This window comes from Flavobacterium restrictum (assembly GCF_007097245.1).
Taxonomy (GTDB): domain Bacteria; phylum Bacteroidota; class Bacteroidia; order Flavobacteriales; family Flavobacteriaceae; genus Flavobacterium; species Flavobacterium restrictum.
Window position 1 is genome coordinate 144,980 of record NZ_VJZT01000004.1, and the last position, 22,419, is coordinate 167,398.

Sequence of the window (22,419 nt, forward strand, 5' to 3'; positions counted from 1 at the left end):
AATATATATTAGGTATTAACGTATGTTAACACAATTATAGTATTTTTGGAAAAAAAATTAATGGAAAAGCTGATTTTATTCACCAATAGTGATCTCTCCAAAATTACAAACCACCGAAGTGGGGAAATAAAATTTGGCGAAAAAATGATAACTATTCCAAAAGATACGAATGCTTTTTCGTTTTTAAAAACTACCGAAGCTAAATATGTGCTCTTTGGAATCCCAGAAGATATTGGCGTTCGGGCTAATTTTGGACGACCAGGAGCTGCATCTGCTTGGAATAGTGCCATACAAAGCATTGCTAATATTCAGCACAATAGGTTTAATAAAGGAAATCAAATTCTAGTTTTAGGGCAATTGAATGTTTTTGATGAAATGCAAGAAGTCCAGCATTTGGATTTTAATGACATTGACGACCGACTTAAATTAAGCCAATTAGTCGAAAAAATTGACAAAGAAGTGTCGCATGTTATTTGCAAAATCATTCAATCTGGCAAAATTCCTATAGTTATAGGTGGTGGACACAATAATTCGTATGGCAATATAAAAGGCGCTGCTTTGGCCAAAGGAAAACCCATAAATGCCATCAACTTTGATGCGCATTCTGATTTTAGAATTCTGGAAGGACGCCATAGCGGAAACGGATTTTCGTATGCGTATGAAGAAGGTTTTCTAAAAAAATACTTCATTTTTGGTCTACACGAAAACTATACTTCCAAGAGTGTTTTGGATACCATCAAAAAATTAGAAGATCGCATTCGATACAATACGTATGACAGTATTAATGTTAGAAAAGAGAAAGATTTCAATCACGAAATGTTTGATGCGTGCGAATTTATAAAAAACGATCCTTTTGGTGTCGAAATTGATTTGGATGCTATTCCTAATATTGCTAGTAGTGCCATGACTTTGAGTGGTTTTTCTATCGAGGAACTGCGCCAATTTATCACTTATTTTGCCCGAAATAAAAACGCAACTTACTTGCATATTTGCGAAGGTGCGCCAGATTTAGATGGAGGTAACAACAACCATTTGATAGGTAAATTAATAGGGTATTTAGTGACTGATTTTATAAAATCGCACAATACTATTTTTGTTGTTTAGGCTGTTTTTTGTTTGCAAAAAGAGGAAGACAATTTTAAAAAAATAGGCATCATAAATAATAACACTATCTTTGCAAAACTATTGCTGTACTTATTACAGGATATTTAATACCAAAATTATGTTATTCGAAGATTTATCGCTTTCCAAAAGTATACAAAAAGCCGTATTTGAATTAGGCTATCTTACCGCAACTCCCATTCAAGAACAATCCATTCCATTAGTTTTATCAGGTAGAGATTTAATTGGTTGTGCGCAAACAGGTACAGGTAAAACGGGCGCATTTGCGATTCCTATCATACACCAACTCCATCGTATAGTGGGTTCGTCCAAAAAAGCAAAACAAATTCGTGCCCTTGTAGTAACTCCAACTCGGGAACTTGCGGTACAAATAGGTCAAAGTTTTGATCAATATGGCAAATATACTAACTTGACACAGCTTACAATTTTTGGAGGTGTTTCGCAAAATCCACAAGTTGATGCCTTGAAAAGTGGTGTCGATATTTTGATAGCAACTCCAGGACGACTTTTGGATTTACACAAACAAGGATTTATCGATTTAGATCATTTGCATACATTAGTGCTCGATGAGGCGGATCAAATGCTGGATATGGGATTTGTAAATGATGTCAAAAAAATTGTAAAACTCACTCCTAAAAATAGACAAACCCTCTTCTTCTCGGCCACGATGCCCATCGCTATTAGAGAACTAGCCGAAATGTTTTTGACAGATCCAGCAACTGTTACTGTTTCGCCAGTATCTTCTACTGCCGAGAATGTGGAGCAACGCCTTTATTTTGTTGAAAAAACAGAGAAAAGAAATTTATTATATCATTTGATAAAAAACGAAAACTTATCGGATGTGTTGGTTTTTTCGAGAACCAAACATGGTGCTGATAATGTTGTAAAAGCGTTGCGAAAAAACAATATTGCCGCCGAAGCCATTCACGGGGATAAATCTCAAAATGCCAGACAACGGGTTTTGGACGCTTTCAAAAATAAAGAAATTGGGGTACTAGTAGCTACTGATATTGCCGCTCGAGGTATAGATATTGATCAATTACCATTTGTAATTAACTTTGATTTGCCTAATATTCCAGAAACCTACGTTCATCGTATAGGACGAACGGGACGTGCAGGAAATGGCGGAATAGCAATTTCTTTTTGCAGTAAGGACGAACACCCGTATTGGAAAGACATTCAAAAATTGATAAAAGTAGATGTCACAACCGTTAGCAATCACCCGTATCCTTGGCATTCAGGAAGTCCCGAAAATTCGGCTACTGCCAAACCAAAAAATTCGAATAGAAGTGGTGGAGCTCATAAATCGAGAAAATCAGACGCTTCGAAACAAAATAAAAAACGTTGGTACTAACCAGCGTTTTTTGTTTTTAAAATCAGCGCATTGATAATTTTAAATAATTTACTAGGTTCGAACGGTTTTATAATAATATCATTCATACCGGATGAAATTGCTTCTTCGGTGATTTCTTCTTTGTCAAAAGCGGTCAAAGCAACAATGGGAGTACTGATGTTTTGAAGTCTAATTTTTCGGGTAGTTTCAAAACCATTCATTAAGGGCATGTTGATATCCATTAAAATAATATCAAATTGTTCTTTTTCTAATAGTTCCAATGCGGCAAAACCATCATCGACAACACTACATTTATAATGGCTTTTCTCCATTATTTTTTTGGTTACGAGTTGGTTAATTTTATTGTCTTCTACCACCAAAACCTTGAAAACAGCACTTTCGGACAAATCAACTTGGATGTTTTTTATTATTTCATTTGTTTTTTCGGCATTGTGTTCAAAGGCAATTGTAAAAATAAAGGTAGTTCCTACGCCCAATTCACTTTCGATTGCAATGGTGCTGTTGAATAAAAGTAACAAGCGTTTTACAATCGATAGTCCAAGCCCTGTTCCTTGATAATCGGAATCGTTACGACCCACTTGAACAAATTTATCAAAAATCTTTTCTTGGTCTTCAATAGCGATTCCCACTCCAGTATCTTTGATTTTGAATTCGATAAAATTCATTTCGAGATCAATTTTTATCAAATCAGCACTAATGATTACTTTTCCGTTTTGGGTAAATTTCAGGGCGTTGCTCAATAAATTCATTATAATTTGTGAAAATCGTAATTTATCGCCAATTAAATATTCAGGGATTTTTGGGTCAATTCGCAACTCTATTTCGTTTTTATTATTTTGAGCCAAAAACGAAAGCGAATTTTTAATCATTTCAATTTCATCCCCAACGTTAAAGGTCAAACATTCGAGTACGACTCTGTTTTCTTCGATTTTATTAATTTGAAGAATATCATTTACAAGCGATAATAAATACCGAGCCGAAAATTTTAGGGAACTTAAATGAGGGCTTTTGGCTAAATCTTTGTATTCGTCCAGCAGCATATTAGTAATGCCAATGACACCATATAAAGGCGTTCGTAATTCGTGGCTAATGGTAGAAACAAATTGTGATTTTAGCAACGAAGCTTCCTCGGCTATCTCTTTGGCTATTATTAAGTTGGTATTGGCAATGGTCAGTTTGGTATTGGCTTTTTTCTTAAAACTAACATTTTTATATAGTAAATACAGCAATAATAGTAAAACAAATAAGACCAGAATAAACAAGGCTACAATGATTTTGGACTTTTTTAAACCTTGTGCTTGCAATTCTTTTTCGGACTCAATTCTATTGATTTCTCGTTTGTATTCGTCTAATTCTAAATCAATTCCTGCGGTTTTGGCTTTTTTTAGTTTTTCTTGGTCGTCAAATTCATCGGTAATAGTATTGTAGAGGGCTAAATTTTTATAGGCTTCTTTGTAGTTGCCATTTTTTAGTAAGAACTTGGAATATTCTTGGTGTGAATAGGATAAATCTGCTTTTTCATTGCTTTTATTTCCTAATGCTATCGCTTTCAAAAAGAAAAAATCGGCTTTTTTATTGTCGCCTTGATTGCCATAATACATGCCATTGAGCATATTCAAAACGACATTAAATGATTTGTCGCCGTATTTATCAAAGTATTTATTGGCGAATTCTAAATGAGGAAAACCAGCTTTGTATTGATTAATGTCAAAATAGGCCCAAGCAACATTTATTTTTGTGAAAATAATTTGGCTCGTGTCAGCGATTTTAGAACTGTAGGCGATAGATTTTTCATAATACTCGATTCCAATTTTGTATTGCTTTTTTTCGAAAAAAAACATATTTCCAAGATTGTTGTTTACTCTGTTTTTTAGGGTATCATTAGTAGTTTTTTCGGCGTAGGACAGTCCTTTTTTATAAAAATAAATTGCTTTGTCGTATTCCGAAAATTCATCGTAATTGGAAGCGATAGTGTTATAGCAATTAGCTATTAGATTGTCATCTTTTATAAGTATAGCTTGCTGCAATCCGAGTCTCGAAAGGATTAACGATTTTTCGAAATCACCTTCTTTTAATTTTTTTTTGGCTTCAAAAGTTAGTTTTGAAACTTGGCTTTGAGTTGGGATTTTGGTTTGGGCTGATGAAGCAATACTGATGGAATTCAGTAAAACAAACAAGTACCTAAAAAAACAAGTTCGAGTCATCAATGGTAATAATTTTATCAAATATACAGCTAAAACAGATTAAACGTTGTTTTTTGTAAAGAAATAGTATTGGACTAGTGTTTTTTTGAAATTTAATTTTTTTTAAGCAAAAAAAACTCCTTGCTTTTACAAACAGTTTTGGTTTCGATTTTAAGAAATTATGTCGATACTATTTTATAAGCAGTAATTGTATTAAGCCTTATTTTCTTGTTCGTCCTCCCATTTTCCAACGACCGATGTTGCCAAAGCATTTCCTAATACATTGGTAGCGCTACGAAACATATCACAAAAATGATCAATTGGTAGGATTAAAGCAATGCCTTCAATAGGTATTTTAAACATACCACAGGTTGCAGCTACGACCACTAAACTTGCTCTTGGAACACCTGCAATACCTTTGCTGGTTAGCATTAAAACAAATAACATTGTAAATTGAGTGGGATAATCAAGGTGAACGCCATAAGCTTGAGCAATAAAAATCCCTGCAAAAGTCATGTACATCATGCTTCCGTCGAGATTAAAGGAATAGCCCAGCGGTAACATAAAGGAGACGATTTTACTTTTGACCCCAAATCGTTCGAGTTCTTCGGTAAGTTTTGGGAAAACGGCTTCGGAACTAGTTGTTCCAAAAGCAATAATTAACGGACTCACAATATGTTGCAATAATGCTTTCATTCGTTTTCCTAAAAAAACGTATCCTATAGCAATTAAAACCACCCAAAGTGTAGCAATTCCGATTAAAAAAGAACCAAAAAACTTGAAATAGGTTAAGGCTAATTCTTGAAAATCTCGTACCGCAAAAACGCCAGCAATGGCACCAAAAACACCTATTGGAGCAAATTTCATTACAAAGTTGACCATTTTGAGCACAATATGCGATAAAATCTCCAAAACATGAATTACGGGTTTGGCATAATTGCCTAATGATGCCGCTGCTAAACCAAAGAAGATTGAAAAGATTACAATTTGCAATATTTCATTGGTGGCCATAGCTTCAAAAATACTTTTGGGAACAATATGTTCAATAAAACTTTCGAAAGATAAACTTTGTGTTTTTGCCGTAACATCAGTTGTGGATGCCAAATCGATATTCGACAAATTCAACCCTACGCCAGGTTGCAAAAGGTTTACGTAAAACATTCCTATTAGCAGCGAAATAAATGAAGCTGTAAAAAACCAACCCAAAGCTTTTCCGCCAATCCGTCCAACGGCTTTGATATCGCCAAGTTTAGCAATACCTACCACAAGTGTGGTTAGCACTAATGGGGCAATTATCATTTGCACCAATCGGATGAATATGGTGGCTAGTATTTTTATTTTGTTGCTAAAATCCAAAGCAGCTTCTTGAGCAATTGAATTGTGAATGACGGCTCCTAAAACCGCTCCAAGAACCATTGCGATTAAAATTTGTCCAGTTAATCCTTTAAAAAAAGATTCTTTTTGGGTGCTAGTTGTCGTCATTAAATGCTTTATTTTAAAATTAATTGCGTGTTTAGCTCGTCAAAACAGGCAATAAAACAACTCTTATTTATAGGTCTTATTGATCAAATAAAAATCAGCCAAGACAATGGCCGCCATAGCTTCTACAATAGGTACCGCTCGGGGAACCACACAAGGATCGTGTCTTCCTTTTCCTGTCATTTCGGTAATGTTTCCTTGATTATCAAGCGATTCTTGTTTTTGCATAATGGTAGCGACTGGCTTGAAAGCAACTCTAAAATAAATATCCATTCCGTTGCTTATACCTCCTTGAATTCCTCCCGAAAGGTTGGTTCTAGTGGTGCCATCTGGGTTGTATAAATCGTTGTGCTCGCTTCCTTTCATTTTGACACCTTCAAATCCGCTGCCAAATTCAAAACCTTTTACGGCATTGATAGAGAGCATGGCTTTGCCTAATTCGGCATGTAATTTATCAAAAACAGGTTCTCCCAAACCAATAGGCACGTTTTGAATAACACAACTTACGGTTCCGCCTACGGTATCGCCTTGTTTTCTAATTTCGCGAATGTATTCCTCCATTACCATGGCGGATTCCTCATCAGGGCAACGAACTGGATTGCTTTCAATTTTAGAAAAATCTAATTCTTGATATGGTTTTTCCAGAAAAATAGGACCAACAGACGAAACATACGCATTAATTTTTATTTCGGGAAGCATTTGTTTGGCTATAGCTCCCGCAACAACTCTACTGGCGGTTTCTCTAGCCGAGCTGCGACCGCCACCGCGATAATCTCTAAAACCATATTTTTGATCGTACACATAATCCGCATGACTAGGTCTGTAATTGTCTTTTATATGTGAATAATCATCTGATTTTTGATTGGTATTTGGAATAATAAATCCAATGGGTGTTCCTGTGGTTTTACCTTCAAAAAGTCCCGATAAAAACTGAACGGCATCGGGTTCTTTTCGTTGGGTAACAATGGCTGATTGTCCTGGTTTTCGTCTTGCCATTTCGATTTCGATGGCCTCAAAATCAAGTTCAATTCCTGACGGACATCCGTCAATTATGCCACCCAAGGCTTCGCCGTGAGATTCTCCAAAAGTGGTTATTCTATATAGTGTTCCGTAGCTATTTCCTGCCATTGTATTTAATTTTTAACAAATGTAAGTTTTAAGACGTAAACAAAAAAATTTAGCATTGCTAATGTGTAACAAATTTAACACGCAACAGCATTACAATTCGTTTAAATTGTGGTCTGTTTGATAACAATTTAGTAAAACTCAATTTTGTGATTTAATTTAGATTTGTTAAACCACAAAATACTACAGAATTGAAAAAAAGAAAAGTTGAATTAGTTGTCCTTTCCGATGTGCATCTTGGAACTTTTGGAAGTCATGCCAAAGAATTGAACAATTACTTATCTTCTATAAAACCGAAAATTTTAGTTCTAAATGGCGATATTATTGACATTTGGCAATTTAGAAAATCGTATTTCCCAAAATCCCACCTCAAAGTAATTCAAAAAATTATAGGATTGGCTTCTAAAGGAACCAAAATATATTACATCACTGGAAATCACGACGAAATGCTCCGGAAATTTAGTGATATGCACATGGGAAATTTTTCGTTAGTCGATAAATTACTGTTGGATTTAGACGGAAAAATGGCTTGGATTTTTCACGGTGATGTTTTTGATGCCTCGGTGCAACACTCCAAATGGATTGCTAAATTAGGTGGTTTAGGATATGATTATTTGATTGTTATCAATCGTTTTGTGAATTGGATTTTATCCAAAATAGGAAAAGAGCCGTATTCGTTTTCCAAAAAAATCAAATCAAGCGTAAAAAAAGCAGTCAAACACATTTCGGATTTCGAAAATACTGCCACGGAATTGGCTATCGAAAAAAAATACGATTATGTCATTTGTGGACACATTCACGAACCCAAAATGAACCGTATTGAAACCAAAAATGGGACAACATTATATTTGAATTCAGGAGATTGGGTCGAGAATTTAACGGCTTTGGAATACAATCGAAAACGCTGGAAGCTCATTAAATACAATGATTCTCATTATTCTGAAATGGAAGCCGAAGAAGAAGAAGATTCCCTATTTGAAATGGAAAATCTAATAAGTGCGCTGAAAACAAACGCTGTTTTAAAAAAATAAAGAAGTTTTTGAGGGCAACAATTTTTAAATTAACTTTGAGTTATAGTATCATTAGTAATTTAAAATTGTTTTTTTATGAAAAAAATCATTGGTTTTTTATCGTTTTTTTTAGCGAGTCATTTGGTTTCGGCGCAGGAAGTAGGTATCCGTTTTGGGGATGTTGCTGGTGGCAATGATGTGGCTGTAGATGGCGTTTTTTCATCTGGAAAATTCAGTAGAATTCATGCCGATATTTCCTTTGGTAATGGAGGAGTTGGTGCCGATGCCCTTTGGGATTTTGTTTACAAACCAATAGATGGCGATAATTTAAACTGGTATGCAGGAGTGGGGCCATCCGCTTTTATTGGTGACAATTTTTTGTTGGGTGCTAGTGGCGAAGTAGGTTTAGAATACCGCTTTGAAGGTGCACCAATTGCTTTGGGTGTAGACTGGAGACCCACACTTTGGATTGTTGAAAACACGGATTTTCACGCTGGAGGTTTTGGACTTAATGTGCGATACGTTTTTTAAAAAAAGAAAATTAATACCCATAAAAAGGATTTGTATAGTATGCAAATCCTTTTTTTTATATCCAAAAATGGAGAGAATATGTGAATTATGTAATTTTTTGCAATTATTGTATAACTATTAACTTTGTTTGTTCCTGCATCTTTGCGCCATAAACAAATCATTATGAAAAGAATTATTTTAGTAGCTATTATGCTAATTGGATTAGTAGGAACTACGCAAGCACAAGACATTTCAAAAAACGCATTAGGTCTCCGTTTTGGTGATAGTGGCGGTTTTGGTGGAGAAATTTCATACCAAAGAAAGTTAGCTACAGACAACCGTTTAGAGTTGGATTTAGGCTGGAGAAACCGTAGTAATTTTAACAATAATGGATATGATGACAAAGCAGTTAAATTAACTGGTTTGTACCAATGGGTTTGGAAAATTGACGGAGGATTCAACTGGTATGCTGGAGTAGGTGGCGGATTGGGTAGCTTTAATTATGATACCAATGGGAATTCCTACCACGATACATTTGTGTTTGGTGCAGGAGATATTGGGATTGAATATGGTTTTGGAGAAGTTCCAATTTTGCTTTCATTAGATTTCAGACCTGAATTTGGTGGGAATGGGTATTACAAAAACAGTTACAACTCTGATGTGGCTTTGGCTATAAAATACCAATTTTAACACCAAAAAAAAACCGTCTTACAGCACAGTAAGACGGTTTTTTTTGTTTCAAAAACGAAAGGTTTAGCGGTATATATTTATCGCTTTTTCGTATAATTCCTCATAAATAGGCAAGATATTTTTGATGTCAAATTTTTGAGCAACCAGCAGAGCATTTTCTTTAAATGTGGCAAGAATGGCATCTTCTTTCAAAATTCGTAACGCATTGTGAGCCATTTCTTCAATATGGCCTACTTCGCTCAAATAACCCGAAATTCCTTCAAAATTTACCTCGGGTAAACCACCTGAATTACTGGAAATTACGGGAACACCACACGCCATAGCTTCTAGGGCTGCTAGACCAAAACTTTCGGTTTCTGATGGGAGCAAAAACAAATCGGTCATGCATAAAATTTTATCAATTTCATTGCTATTCCCAAAGAAAATTACTTTGTCCTCGATACCATATTTGCGGCACAATCGTTCTGCTTTTTCTTTTTCGGGACCATCACCAACCATCATTAATTTAGCTGGAATTTTCTTTTGAATTTTATAAAAAATCTTTATAACATCCGGAATTCGCTTCACTTTTCTAAAGTTACTAATGTGGGTGACAATGCGTTCGTTTGGGTTTGCCATCACATAACGGTGACAGGGTGTGCTGCTATCTTTGGTGTTTTTATCTAATTCGATAAAATTTGGAATAACTTGAATTTCATTTTTGATCTGAAATAATTTCAAAGTAGCATCCTTCAAACTTTGGGAAACCGAAGTTACAAAATCCGATTTATTGATACTGAAGGTTACGGCTGGTTTATAAAAAGGGTGATTTCCTACCAATGTAATATCGGTACCGTGAAGGGTCGTAACCATAGGAAGATCAATTCCTTCGTCTTTGAGCATTTGTTTGGCCATATAACCTGCGTAAGCATGTGGTATGGCGTAATGTACATGCAACAATTCTATTTGGTACAACTTGACCATATCGACCAATTTGCTTGATAAAGCCAATTCATAAGGCTGAAAATGAAACAATGGATATTCTGGAACAATTACTTCGTGGTAATGTACATTGGGATTTAATAATGCTAAACGTACGGGTTGGCTGTAGGTTATAAAATGAATTTCGTGACCACGACGGGCTAATTCAAGACCTAATTCTGTAGCAACTACGCCACTACCACCAAAGGTAGGATAACAAACTATGGCTATTTTCATGTGTTTATTTTAAAGGCACGAATTTACTCAAAATAGCGATGCAGTTGTGTAATTAGTTGTAAAAAAAGCTATTGTTTTGTGGATTGAAAATCTTTTGGAGTTCTTTTTTTAGCCATCCATTTATTGATTTTGTAGGTAAGATAGGCGCTGCCACTTCCTACTAGTGCACCTGCAAAAACATCGGTAGGATAATGAACTCCTAAATGCATTCTGGAATAACCAACGGCTGTAGCCCAAGCAAATGAGGGCGCAATAACATACCATTTTGGAACTGCCATACTCAAGGAAGTCGCTGTGGCAAAAGCGGTTGACGTGTGTCCAGACGGAAACGAATAGCCACCACCTGTAGCTTCTTTTTGGATTTCAGGATAGGTTTCATAAGGTCTTTGTCTTTTTACAACGTCTTTTAAAATAGTTGTAATAACTGCGTTGACCAAGAATGTTTCGCCTATAAAAATAGCTTGTTTTTTGACCAAACTATCGTTGTTAATTAATCCCACAGCATAGAGTGCTACTGGGGTTGCTATGCTTATGGTAACTGCGGTATTTGTTACCAATTTAAAGGCGGGATCTAATGATTCATTCCTGTTAATGTTGATTTTGCGTAGGGTATTAATATCAAAATTCTGGGCTTGCAAAATGCTAATACAAAAAAAGAACAAGATACTATAGATCGTTTTGCACATACAAATTTATATTTTTGCGTTAAAAAGAAAGGACGGAAAAATCTATTTTTATCCAATAAAATAAAAAAGCTAAAAGAACCGACTGTGCCAGCTATCGATTGCGGGAACTTCCCAGGATTCATTAAACTCTTCGATGTTATTGACCAAATTATTAAATACAATAGTGTTTTCGGTAACGGCTTTGTCTTTGACCATTTTCTTGAAATCAAGCAATGGTTTATGAGCCACATGTTCCCCTAATTTGAAGGTAACGTTCATTTTGTCTAATAAGTCAACGCTGTATTTTTTTTCTAAACTTTGAATAAATTCTACCGATGCATCTATAGAACAGCCTGTAGCTGCTTGCACATCCGAGTTGACAGCTAGAATAATAAACCGATTGTATTTTAAGAGATAGGACGATTCTAAACTCGTTCCGTGTGCCGCCCAAGTCTCTAGAAACAACTGTAACGCTGTTTCAATTTCAGAAAATTCGGCATCCGAAAACTTTCTATTCGATTGATAAATCCAGATTCTAGATTCTTCGGGTAAATTTTCAAAGGGAACAAGCATAGTAGTTATGGGTTATGGGTTTTGAGTTATGAAATCAAAATTAGAAATTTTTAATTCTCGATTTTTAATTTTTAATTAACTTACAAGTCCTGTGCATTGGCAATAAGTTCAGCAATGTCCAAGACCTTGACTTCGCCTTCTTTTTCTTTGTTTTTAATACCGTCCGTCATCATGGTATTACAAAACGGACAACCAGCCGCTATAATATCAGGTTTGGTTGCAAGCGCGTCTTCGGTTCTTTCGATGTTTACCTCTTTGTTACCCGGCTCTGCGTCTTTAAACATTTGAGCTCCACCGGCACCACAGCACAAACCATTGGCTTTGGAACGCTTCATTTCTACTAATTCGGCATCGAGTTTTAGAATTAAATCTCTGGGTGCTTCGTACACATTATTGGCTCTGCCCAAATAGCAAGGATCGTGAAAAGTAATTTTTTTACCTTTAAACTGTCCGCCTTCAATGGTTAATCTTCCATCGTCAAGTAATGATTTTAGGAATTCCGTATGGTGTATTACTTCATACGAACCGCCTAATTGAGGATATTCATTTTTTAAAGTATTGAAACAATGCGGGCAAGCAGTAACAATTTTTTTGGCTTCATAGGCATTCAAAACCTCGATATTCATTAGGGCTTGCATTTGAAACAAAAATTCGTTTCCCGCTCTTTTTGCTGGATCACCGGTACAACTTTCTTCGGTGCCAAGAACAGCAAAAGAAACATTTGAACGGTTCAAAATCCGAACAAATGCTTTGGTAATTTTTTTGGCTCTATCGTCAAAACTTCCTGCGCAACCTACCCAAAACAAAACTTCGGGTTGTTTTCCTTGTGCAAGCATTTCGGCCATGGTGGGTACTATCAAAATTTCTGACATATAAAAAAAATTATCCCTCCCCAATCCTTCCCAAAGAGGAGGGAGCCGAGAGGCGAATGTGTTATTGAATTATTATTATTAATTCCTACTTTCCAGTTTCAACTCCTCCCCAAAGGAGAGGGCTGGGGAAAAATTATTCGTTTTTCCAATTTAAACGATCTTGCTGGTTGTATTGCCATGGCGCACCATTATTTTCAATATTGGTCATCATCGCATTTATAGGCATTGGCGCAGCACTTTGCTCCATGACCAGATAGCGTCGCATATCCATAATTATAGAAAGTGGGCTTATGTTTACGGGACATTCCTCGACACATGCATTGCATGAGGTACACGCCCACAACTCCTCGGCGGTGATGTAATTGTTTAACAATGAAATGTTATCCGGTACAAAAACGCCTTTGTTTTTATCAATATTTCGTCCTACTTCTTCCATGCGATCTCTGGTACCCATCATGATTTTACGAGGCGAAAGTTTTTTGCCTGTAAGGTTGGCGGGACATGAGGAGGTACAACGACCACATTCGGTGCACGTATACGCATTTAAAAGTTGCACCCAATTTAAGTCTTGAATATCGCTCGCTCCAAACTTACTTGGCGTAGCATTTTCTATTGGTGCTGCCGCAAAAGGATCGGCATTGGGATCCATCATCAATTTCACTTCGGCAGTTACCGATGCTAAATTATCAAATTGTCCAAGTGGATTCAAATTGGCATAAAACGTATTTGGAAAAGCCAATAGAATATGCAAGTGTTTCGAAAAATACAAGTAATTCATAAAAATCAAAATCCCAACAATATGCAACCACCAAAATCCTTCGTTGAGTATCAGCACCAACTCATTGGACATTCCGTTAAAAACGGGAGCGATAAATTGACTTACAGGAAAAGAGCCCGCTTTTATAAAATGAGAAAACCCACCAGATACATTTTGCAAATGCAAATCTGAAGCATTCATTAATAAAAACAAACTCATTAATACAATTTCGAAATACAAAATATAATTGGCATCGCTTTTTGGCCAGCCTTTTAAATCGGAACTTATAAATCGTTTTAATTTAATTACGTTTCGTCTCATCAAAAAAATGATTACGGCAACGAGTACCAATACCGCCAAAATTTCGAACGAGGCAATCAATACATTATAAGTAGTTCCTAAAAATGCAAAAACCCGATGGGTACCAAAAAGCCCGTCGATGATAATTTCAAGAAGTTCGATATTGATGATGACAAAACCCACATAGACTATGATGTGTAGTAGTCCAGCAACAGGTCTTTTGACCATTTTTGATTGCCCCAAAGCAATTTTAGCCATGTTTTTCCATTGCGCTCTTGGGTTGTCATTTCGGTTGACTGCAATTCCTAAATTGATGTTTCGGATGATTTTTTTTACATTCATGAAAAAATAACCAAAACCAATACTCAATACTATCGCAAATAAAAGATTGTCTAAATAACTCATAATTGCTATTTTTTAACTTTTGGAATTGAATCACTTATTGGCGTTACATACGGTTTGTTTTTCTTTCCAAAAAGAGAAACATTCACGTATCGAGTAGGGTATAAGCGCACATCTTGCAGTAAAAGTTCCAGCTCTTTGGATGTTGATGTTAAGTTTTTGTACAAGGTTTCGTCCTTCAAGAGTTTTCCCGCTGTTCCTTTTCCAGTTTCTAGGTTACTCATTATAGCGTCTACTTTGGCTAGAGTAACGTTAAGATTTTTTACTGTTTTTCCTAAATCTACTTTGTGTAACGAATCAGAAATTTTAGAAAAATTGCTGGACATTTTATTGAAATTAGTCAAAGTACCTTTTAGTTGCGCTTTGTTTTCATCAAAAATAGTATTCACATTCGTTGACGTTTTATGCAATTGCTTCATGGTTTCGCTAAATTCAGCTAGACTTGTTTTTAAGTTTTCTTGCCCTTTTTCGTCTAGAACGGTATTCAAGCCAGTTACTAATTTATCGACATTGGCTAGTAATTTTTCAACTTTTTGTTGCACGGGAACTAATTTTTCGGCAACGGTTTCGGTTAGTCCTAATTTTACATTTCCGGCTAATTGGCCTCCGTCTAAAACGAGTGTTTTATCCTCAAAGTTAGGATAAATCGCAATTTGCTTTCCGGCTATAATTCCCGGCTCATAAATGGCTGCGATACTGGATTTAGAAATTGGAAAATCGGTTTTTAATTGCAATTCAACGGATAATTTTCCGTTTTCAGGATTGATGGTAATCGAATTTACTTTACCAATAGTTAGTCCGTTTAAGGTTACTGGAGCTGATTTTGACAATCCCTCAACGTTATCATATTGCACATATAAGGTGGTGTAGTGCGAAAAAAGGTCTCTTCCTTTAAGAAAACTGTAGCCCCAAATGAATAATAAAATGGCTGTAATTACTAATATGGCAGTTTTAATTTCTCTAGTTATTTTCAAAATATAAGTGTTTGGACAAAATTAATATAAAATAATTGAACTTGCTTGAATTATTTAAGAGCTTCTTGAATGCTTACTTTTTTTCCGTCTTTTAAAGCTATTAAAAAAGCCGAATTGTATCCTTTTGATTTGGCTTCTTTCAAGTTATCTTTGGCTTCTTGATAATCATCAGTCTCTCCGTATAGGTATTTGTAGAGTTTGGTTTCTTGCTCTACAGTAACATCTTGCAGTCCTTTAAAGTTTTTGGGTTCTAAATCTAATTTTTTGTAACTAGCCGAAAGTTGTACTTTGAAAACAACACCTTCTTTAATTTCAATTGGAATTAGTCTACCTATTTTTGGAGTATCAATAGTTGCTTTTATTTTTATTGGCGCAGTAGTATCGGCTATTTCTACTCGGCGTTGTGCGGGTTTAATTTCGATATTATCCGATGCATCCCCTCCAAAATACTCGTTTTTGTAACTTATAATTGCACCTGCAATAGATTGTGCAATTTGTTGTTGACCACTTTCGGATTCTAATATTTCAGCGTCCGATGGGCTGGAAACAAAACCTGTTTCAATCAAAACGCCAGGCATTACGGTAGCATCCAAAACCCAAATTGGTTCTTGTTTTATCCCTCTTGACTTGATTTCCGATGAAATCGAAAAATTATTCTGTACTTTATTGGCAAGGTCAATACTACTGGTCAGATTATTTTCTTGAACTATTTTGAGACCTATTAATGTTTCGGGATTGTTAGGGTCAAAACCTTTATAGGTTTTCTTGTAATTGTCCTCTAAAAAGATTACCGAGTTTTCTGCTTTTGATACTTCAAAATTCATGTTGGCACGGGACATTCCCATAACATAGGTTTCACTTCCACTGGCTCCTGAATTTCTATTGGCGTTGCAATGCACGGATACAAATAAGTTGGCATTGGCTCGATTGGCAATTTTGGCTCTTTCGCGAAGTTCAATAAACTCATCGGTTTTACGGGTGTAGATTAAACTGATGCTGGAGTTTTGTTCTAATATTTTTCCCACTCTCAAAATGACTTCTAGCGTGATGTCTTTTTCGATATGGCCGTTATAATGCGCTCCTGAATCGTGTCCTCCGTGTCCTGCATCCAAAACGACAATAAATTTGGAACCAGATTGTGCAAAACTGGCAACTGCGAAACCGAAGACTGTAAAAAGTAAAGTTATCCGTGCTTTAAATTCTTTTTTTGAAAGCATAATTCTAAAAGTTAATATTATTAAAACCCTGTGGTTATAAAATTTTTATTTGTTTATTTTTGACAAAAAATTATATGTAAGTTTGACATCTCAAAAAACAAGCCATCATTTTACAAAAATAGCATTTAAACCTTTGCATACAAACTTATTTAATATCGTTTTATTATCAATTTTCCTAACATTGGGTTCTGCGAAGGTATATTCACAAGATATTGTCAAAAAAACAGTACCTATTGCCACAAAGAGTCCAAAATCAACAACAAAAGGCAAAAACAAAACGAAGAATAAAGCTATTCCTTCGACTATTGCCACTGCGGATACCATCAAAAAAGATACTGTTGTAGTCAAAAAAGCGTTTCTAGAAGGCAAAGTAAAATACAAAGCCGAGGATTATGCCAAAATTGATCAAAAGAAGAAACTCATTACCTTATACAACAAAGCCGAATTGTATTACCAAGACATCGAGTTAAAATCTGGTATTATTGTTATGGATTATGAAAAAAACGAAGTCTATGCGGGAAGAATAAAGGATTCATCAGGTGCTTACACACAGTTTCCTAATTTTAAACAAGGGGCTAATGAGGTTGAACCCGATTCTATTCGGTTTAATTTTAAAACCAAAAAAGCAATAATTTGGAATTCCCGATCTGATCAAGGCGAGTTCAAAATCAAAGCTGCGATAACCAAAAAAGAAAATGATTCGGTTTATTTTCTAAAAGGCGCTCGTTTTACCACCTCAAAAGATGTCGATAACCCCGAATATTATTTTCAAACCAATAAAGTAAAATTTATTCCAGGCAAAAAAGTAGTTACTGGCTTGACCAATATGGTAATTGCAGGCGTTCCTACGCCTATTGCGCTGCCATTTGCCTATTTTCCTATGAGTAAAGAAACCAGTGTTTCTGGAATCCTTTTGCCTAGTTACAACGACTCGAATACACGAGGTTTTTCATTGCAAAACGGTGGGTATTATTTTGCTTTAAATGACCATTATGATTTAACGGTTTTGGGCGATTATTATACCAATGGGAGTTATGGAATGCGTTTTGAATCCAGTTATGCCAAGCGATACAGCTACCGTGGGAATGTAAACGTTCGGTTTGAAAATTTAATTAATAGCGAGCGCGGTTATCCCGATTATTCTAAACAAACCATTTATAATATTCAATGGTCGCATGCTAGAGATTCGAAGGCGAACCCAAATTCTAGTTTTTCGGCCTCTGTGAATTTAGGAAGTAGTAAATATTTTAAACAATCTATTAATCAGACCAATGTGGGTTCAAACCTTAACAATACATTGAGTTCTTCAATTTCCTTTTCCAAAACATTCAATAGTATTCCTCAAATTCGAATGTCGTTATCAGCCACACATTCGCAAAACACAAAAACTCAAGAAATCAACATGACCTTGCCTACACTGCAATTAAGTGTGGACAGGATTTATCCTTTTGCGCCAAAAGAAGGTATCAAAAAAGGATTCTTCAAAAACATCAACTTACAATACAACTTGAACGGTAGAAACAGTTTTGTAACCACCGATTCATTGTTTTTTAAACCCGAAATGTTCAAAAATGCGCAAGTGGGCATGCAACACACCATTCCTATAAGTACTAATTTCAAAGTATTTAAATACTTTAGCGCATCGAGTTCCTTCAATTATCAAGAGGTTTGGTATCTGAAAACCATTAGTAGGAATTATGATAAAGACCAAAGCAAAGTTATTGATAAAGTCGTTAATGGATTTGATGCCTTTAGAACCTATACCTTCTCTAGTAGTATTGGTACTACAATTTACGGGACTTTTAATTTTGGCGATGACAAAAAAATAAAATCCATTCGTCACGTCATGCGTCCCTCTATATCTTACGGGTATACGCCAAGTTTCAAAAAATATTACGATACTTACGCATCGGATGCTACGGGTACAATGACCAAACAATACACCCGTTTTGAAGGTGGAATTTACGGTGCTCCGGGCATTACAAATTCGAATGTTTTGGGTTTTGATTTAAGCAATACTTTTGAAGCCAAAGTTGCCGATAGCGATACCACCAAGGTTGAACCTAAAAAAATAATGCTGCTTAACAATTTGAATCTTTCTACCAGTTATGATTTGAATGCCAACGGAACCACTTCACTAGCATGGGCGCCGGTTCGAGTTAGCGGTGGGACACAACTTTTCAAAAATAAAATGAATGTGAACTTTGGAGCCACATTAGATCCTTATGCGGTAGATAATTCAGGAGGTCGAATCAACATATACAACATCAATAATGGTGGAAGTCTGTTCCGAATGACCAGCGCCAATATGACCATAAATTATTCGCTTGCGAGTACTGAATTTGATAAAAAAAAGAAAGACGACGACAATCAAGTAGCCAGAAATGGGGGACGTGAAGATGATTTATTTGGAAAAAACACCGATGTCCGTAACCAAAAAAGTCAATTTGACGATAAAGAAGACGCCGAAGATCCAATAACCACTTTTTTTAGATCAAAATTGCCTTGGGACATGACTTTTGCCTATTCCTTAACCTACGGAAATACAAATCGAGAAAAGAAAATAATTAACAATTCAATTATGATTTCTGCCAATGCCGATTTAACCCCAAAATGGAAAGCAGGACTATCAACAGGATTTGATTTTGTTCAAAAAGGCGTAACGTTTACCCAAATTCGTTTTGAAAGAGATTTGTTAAGTTGGCGAATGGATTTTAACTGGACTCCATTTGGCGATTACTCGAACTGGAACTTTTTTATAGGCATAAAATCAGGTGTTTTGAGTGATGTAAAATGGAACAAACGACGCGTTAATGACAAAACCGTTCGTTAATACAAATGGCTTACGCTTTAGTAACTGTTTAAGTTTTATTTAATTATTTTTTTATGGATTATTTTCCGCTATTCATCGTTAAATTTATTCAAAAATAAGCTGATTATTCTTTCAAAATTTGCCTTGCCTATCGAAAAATAATCTCATAAAAATTTAATATCTAAAAATTTAAACAGTTACTTATAATTTCTTAATATAAAATCATGAAAAAAATCATCTTTACCCAAAATGCCCCAGCGCCCATAGGTCCTTATAATCAAGCGGTTTTAAAAGGAGATACGCTTTATACTTCGGGACAAATTGCCATAGATCCTGCAACAGGAGAATTGATTACAGCCACGATAGAAGCAGAGACTGAACAAGTCATGCAAAACATGAAAGCCGTTTTAACCGCGGCGGGTATGACCTTTGAGAATGTGGTAAAAACATCAATATTCATTACGGACATGGCTGATTTTGGAAAAATAAACACCATTTACGGTTCGTATTTTAACGAAAAAATCGCTCCAGCACGGGAAACGGTTCAAGTGGCTTGCTTGCCAAAAAATGTAAATGTAGAAATTACTATGATTGCAGTTTTATAAACAACAATCATAGTCAATTATTTATTATTGATTAGCAACGTGGTAAGCAATTAGACCATCGATAGGTCTTCTTAATACGTTACCTAATGTCATTTCGTATTTATCAAAGGTAAGTTGCAATTCGTCTTTTAGATAAAAAGCGATAGAACCTACAAAATGCACGGGAACTTACTTGCAATTATCATATTGTCTGATGTAATTTTTCACAAAATATTTCATTCCTTTGAAGATGATTTTTTTACAAAATTCCTTATCCCCGCTAGTGCGAGCGTCTCGCTCGTACCCACAACAAAAGTCAATTCAAATCTATTTCCAAAACGGTATGGTCATTATTGGAATAATTTCTTGCACTACTGTATTTCCAGTCTGTTGGGTCGGTTACAAACCCTGCTTGAACAGGATTGTTGTGATTGTAGTTTAGTTTTTGTTCAAATACTTTCAAACTCCAAATTTCAATAGGTTGGTTATTTTGTTGCCAAAATTGTTTTTCTTTTACATTGCTACTTTTCTTACCAGCTCTTTCAAACATCCAAAGCATCCATTCTCGCCTGCTTTCCTGAGGATTGTCTTGAATTGTTTTGAGTATTTTTCTAGATGTAAAACCTTTTAAATCCCGCATTAATCCTGATGGATCGCCCAAAGCTGACCTAAAAATCAAATGCACATGACTTGGCATAATGCAATAACCATAAATTTCCATTCCCTTGTTTTTCCTGCAATGGTCTAATGATTCGTTCATTATTGCAAAATACAAATCTCTCGTAAATACATCTATCCAATTGACTGTTGCAAAACTTACAAAATAAGCTCCTTCTTTCTCGTGGAATTTATATTTTTTACTCATTTGTTTTTTTTAGTAAATATAAATAAAAAACTACAACTTTTTTAGGGTTGTAGTTTTGTTTTACCTGATTTTGATTGTGGGTACGAGCTTGAAGCTCGCACTAGCCATTGACTTTATTTCTGCTCGCACCAGCTGGGGCTATGATTTGCGATATTTCCATTGTAAAACTATTTTATTCCATTTTGATAAGTGCAAAAGTAAATATAAATTATCAATTAGGAAAGTTTAATTTTCCTTATCTATCTTTTTATTGCATATATTTTCCTTTTTGACTAATTTTGCCCTGTAAACACAAATAGTTTATTCATATGGTAAGCGTAGGTAAAAACATAAAGAAGATTAGAGAGCAAAAGGGCTTAATGCAAAAAGAAGTGGCTTCGGTGGCTGATATGCAAGCTTCTAACTACTCTAAAATAGAAAGTGGGCAAAGAGATGTTTCTGTAGAAGCATTGGATAAAATCGCCCAATTTTTCGGAATGACGGTAGATGAGATTATCCATTTTGAAGATGCCAAAACTCCTGCACCCGTAAAAGTGGAAGATAAAACAGCTAATGAAAAAGTACAGTTGATTTCTCAACTTGACGATGAAGATAAAAATGCAGTCTATCGTATCATTGATGGAATGCTCACTAAAAATAAATTTCAAACGTTCTTTGAACAAAATATTCAAACTGCTAAATAGTATGAGACACGTAACCGTATATACAACAGATAAGGAATACAGCCACTTTGTAGAACTGGCTAAAAACCTGCACTACGTTAAAAAAATTGAAACGGATGATGAGCCTACAAAAGAAGAGATTGTAAGCAATTTAAAAAGAGGTTTTGAAGAATTGCAATTGATTAAAAAAGGCAAATTAAAAACCACTTCTTTAAACGATTTTTTGAATGAGTTATAAAATTGAACTTACCGACAACTTTAAAAAAGAAGCTAAAAAACTGATTAAAAAATATGCTTCGCTTCGTACAGAAATTGCAGAGCTTGGCAAAGAACTTGCAGAAAACCCAACTACTGGAACACCTTTAGGCAATGACGTTTACAAAATACGCCTTGCCATCGCTTCTAAAAACAAAGGTAAATCTGGCGGTGCAAGAGTTATATCTTTTGTGAAAATTATTGATGAAACGGTTTTTCTGCTTTCCATCTACAATAAAGGCGAAAAAGATACTATCTCCGATAAAGAAATTGAAGAACTTTTGAAAGGGTATTTGTAAAGCAAAAGCCACCGAAAGGTGGCTTCGCTGTTTCTATTCTGTTACTTTTTAACTCAAAAGCTTTTCTAAATCCGCTTTGAGTAAATCCATTTTCGTATCTAATTTTTTCTTCTTCACTACTTCTACAAGTAAATCCAATTTCTGTAAAATAGATTGCTTTAAAAAGCTGTACCGCCCTTCTTCGGACTTACTAAAGAAATTTTTATCGTTTACAACTATTGGAATACCAATTGATTTTTCATTCTTACGGTAGGCTTCTATTTCTTTTAAAGCTTGCTCCATCATTGGTATTGGATTTACATAAAACTGAAACAGTGCCAATTTCAAATCCTTGCCGTAATCATCTTGGTTCAACTTCTTTAAAGTATCGCAAATACCTTTTTCTCCCCATATATAAGTCCTAAATAATCGCCCTTGCTCTGTTGCTAAATCTTTTGTTTGTTGGTCAGCATCAGGATAAGCCTGTGTAACTGAAACATAACAACCTAATATATTTTTATCATCACTCATTG

General features: G+C 35.3%; 22 protein-coding genes and 1 pseudogene. 10 read left to right on the forward strand and 13 right to left on the reverse strand.

All coding sequences use genetic code 11. The features are described 5' to 3' along the window. Window positions 1–60: 60 nt before the first annotated feature. Window positions 61–1,104, forward strand: a complete 1,044-nt coding sequence (locus FNW21_RS06105) for a formimidoylglutamase (RefSeq protein ID WP_144255852.1) — start codon at window positions 61–63, stop codon at window positions 1,102–1,104. Between the two features lie 118 nt (window positions 1,105–1,222). Then, entirely contained in the window at window positions 1,223–2,476 is a 1,254-nt protein-coding gene (locus FNW21_RS06110; protein WP_144255853.1) for a DEAD/DEAH box helicase, read from the forward strand. Here the strand turns inward: FNW21_RS06110 and FNW21_RS06115 are convergent. The 3 genes from FNW21_RS06115 to aroC form a co-directional block, all read right to left on the reverse strand. Next, window positions 2,473–4,680: a tetratricopeptide repeat-containing hybrid sensor histidine kinase/response regulator gene (locus FNW21_RS06115; protein ID WP_144255854.1), complete on the reverse strand. Its 2,208-nt coding sequence runs from the start codon at window positions 4,678–4,680 to the stop codon at window positions 2,473–2,475. The genes FNW21_RS06110 and FNW21_RS06115 overlap by 4 nt on opposite strands. 192 nt (window positions 4,681–4,872) lie before the next feature. Next, a complete protein-coding gene (locus tag FNW21_RS06120; protein ID WP_144255855.1) occupies window positions 4,873–6,141 on the reverse strand; it encodes a dicarboxylate/amino acid:cation symporter in 1,269 nt (422 codons plus the stop codon). A 63-nt stretch (window positions 6,142–6,204) separates the two neighbouring features. Continuing rightward, a complete protein-coding gene (gene aroC / locus FNW21_RS06125; protein ID WP_144255856.1) occupies window positions 6,205–7,266 on the reverse strand; it encodes a chorismate synthase in 1,062 nt (353 codons plus the stop codon). Between the two features lie 188 nt (window positions 7,267–7,454). Between aroC and FNW21_RS06130 the strand changes: the two genes are divergently transcribed. From FNW21_RS06130 to FNW21_RS06140, 3 genes are all read left to right on the forward strand, one after another. Beyond that, window positions 7,455–8,294, forward strand: a complete 840-nt coding sequence (locus FNW21_RS06130) for a UDP-2,3-diacylglucosamine diphosphatase (RefSeq protein WP_144255857.1) — start codon at window positions 7,455–7,457, stop codon at window positions 8,292–8,294. Between the two features lie 75 nt (window positions 8,295–8,369). Beyond that, window positions 8,370–8,804 carry an outer membrane insertion C- signal gene (locus FNW21_RS06135; protein ID WP_144255858.1) on the forward strand — a complete coding sequence of 145 codons (435 nt, stop codon included), beginning with the start codon at window positions 8,370–8,372 and terminating at the stop codon, window positions 8,802–8,804. 162 nt (window positions 8,805–8,966) lie between these two features. Then, window positions 8,967–9,473, forward strand: coding sequence for a hypothetical protein (locus tag FNW21_RS06140; RefSeq protein ID WP_144255859.1), 507 nt, complete (start codon window positions 8,967–8,969; stop codon window positions 9,471–9,473). 63 nt (window positions 9,474–9,536) lie between these two features. On the opposite strand, the gene bshA is transcribed toward FNW21_RS06140, so the two are convergent. From bshA to FNW21_RS06175, 7 genes are all read right to left on the reverse strand, one after another. Further along, the gene (bshA, locus tag FNW21_RS06145) at window positions 9,537–10,670 is read right to left on the reverse strand and encodes an N-acetyl-alpha-D-glucosaminyl L-malate synthase BshA (RefSeq protein ID WP_144255860.1); all 1,134 of its coding nucleotides are present in this window, start codon (window positions 10,668–10,670) and stop codon (window positions 9,537–9,539) included. 68 nt (window positions 10,671–10,738) lie between these two features. Next, on the reverse strand, window positions 10,739–11,356 hold the full coding sequence (locus FNW21_RS06150; RefSeq protein WP_144255861.1) for a phosphatase PAP2 family protein: 618 nt from the start codon (window positions 11,354–11,356) through the stop codon (window positions 10,739–10,741). Window positions 11,357–11,425: 69 nt separating this feature from the next. After that, the gene (locus tag FNW21_RS06155; RefSeq protein ID WP_144255862.1) at window positions 11,426–11,908 is read right to left on the reverse strand and encodes an ABC transporter ATPase; all 483 of its coding nucleotides are present in this window, start codon (window positions 11,906–11,908) and stop codon (window positions 11,426–11,428) included. A gap of 80 nt (window positions 11,909–11,988) precedes the next feature. After that, window positions 11,989–12,780: a (Fe-S)-binding protein gene (locus FNW21_RS06160; protein WP_144255863.1), complete on the reverse strand. Its 792-nt coding sequence runs from the start codon at window positions 12,778–12,780 to the stop codon at window positions 11,989–11,991. A 133-nt stretch (window positions 12,781–12,913) separates the two neighbouring features. Next, entirely contained in the window at window positions 12,914–14,242 is a 1,329-nt protein-coding gene (locus tag FNW21_RS06165; protein ID WP_144255864.1) for a (Fe-S)-binding protein, read from the reverse strand. 5 nt (window positions 14,243–14,247) lie between these two features. Continuing rightward, window positions 14,248–15,213 carry an MlaD family protein gene (locus FNW21_RS06170; RefSeq protein WP_144255865.1) on the reverse strand — a complete coding sequence of 322 codons (966 nt, stop codon included), beginning with the start codon at window positions 15,211–15,213 and terminating at the stop codon, window positions 14,248–14,250. Between the two features lie 50 nt (window positions 15,214–15,263). Beyond that, a complete protein-coding gene (locus tag FNW21_RS06175) occupies window positions 15,264–16,430 on the reverse strand; it encodes an N-acetylmuramoyl-L-alanine amidase family protein (RefSeq protein WP_144255866.1) in 1,167 nt (388 codons plus the stop codon). 82 nt (window positions 16,431–16,512) lie between these two features. Between FNW21_RS06175 and FNW21_RS06180 the strand changes: the two genes are divergently transcribed. Both FNW21_RS06180 and FNW21_RS06185 read left to right on the forward strand, forming a co-directional pair. After that, on the forward strand, window positions 16,513–19,263 hold the full coding sequence (locus FNW21_RS06180) for a putative LPS assembly protein LptD (RefSeq protein WP_144255867.1): 2,751 nt from the start codon (window positions 16,513–16,515) through the stop codon (window positions 19,261–19,263). Between the two features lie 203 nt (window positions 19,264–19,466). Continuing rightward, window positions 19,467–19,847: a RidA family protein gene (locus tag FNW21_RS06185; RefSeq protein WP_144255868.1), complete on the forward strand. Its 381-nt coding sequence runs from the start codon at window positions 19,467–19,469 to the stop codon at window positions 19,845–19,847. Window positions 19,848–19,871: 24 nt separating this feature from the next. Here FNW21_RS06185 and FNW21_RS06190 read toward each other — a convergent pair. Both FNW21_RS06190 and FNW21_RS06195 read right to left on the reverse strand, forming a co-directional pair. Then, window positions 19,872–20,102, reverse strand: a pseudogene (locus FNW21_RS06190) (N-acetylglucosamine kinase); the annotation flags it as partial. 40 nt (window positions 20,103–20,142) lie between these two features. Continuing rightward, window positions 20,143–20,691, reverse strand: a complete 549-nt coding sequence (locus FNW21_RS06195; protein WP_144255869.1) for an REP-associated tyrosine transposase — start codon at window positions 20,689–20,691, stop codon at window positions 20,143–20,145. A gap of 308 nt (window positions 20,692–20,999) precedes the next feature. On the opposite strand from FNW21_RS06195, the gene FNW21_RS06200 reads away from it, so the two are divergent. From FNW21_RS06200 to FNW21_RS06210, 3 genes are read left to right on the forward strand one after another with little or no spacing between them, the layout of a single operon-like run. Beyond that, on the forward strand, window positions 21,000–21,374 hold the full coding sequence (locus FNW21_RS06200; protein WP_144255870.1) for a helix-turn-helix domain-containing protein: 375 nt from the start codon (window positions 21,000–21,002) through the stop codon (window positions 21,372–21,374). A 1-nt stretch (window position 21,375) separates the two neighbouring features. Next, window positions 21,376–21,591, forward strand: coding sequence for a hypothetical protein (locus tag FNW21_RS06205; RefSeq protein WP_144255871.1), 216 nt, complete (start codon window positions 21,376–21,378; stop codon window positions 21,589–21,591). Next, window positions 21,581–21,907, forward strand: coding sequence for a type II toxin-antitoxin system RelE/ParE family toxin (locus FNW21_RS06210; RefSeq protein WP_144255872.1), 327 nt, complete (start codon window positions 21,581–21,583; stop codon window positions 21,905–21,907). The genes FNW21_RS06205 and FNW21_RS06210 overlap by 11 nt, the downstream gene beginning before the upstream one ends. Before the next feature lie 48 nt (window positions 21,908–21,955). Here FNW21_RS06210 and FNW21_RS06215 read toward each other — a convergent pair whose 3' ends face one another. Continuing rightward, window positions 21,956–22,417: a hypothetical protein gene (locus tag FNW21_RS06215; protein ID WP_144255873.1), complete on the reverse strand. Its 462-nt coding sequence runs from the start codon at window positions 22,415–22,417 to the stop codon at window positions 21,956–21,958. Window positions 22,418–22,419 lie beyond the last annotated feature (2 nt).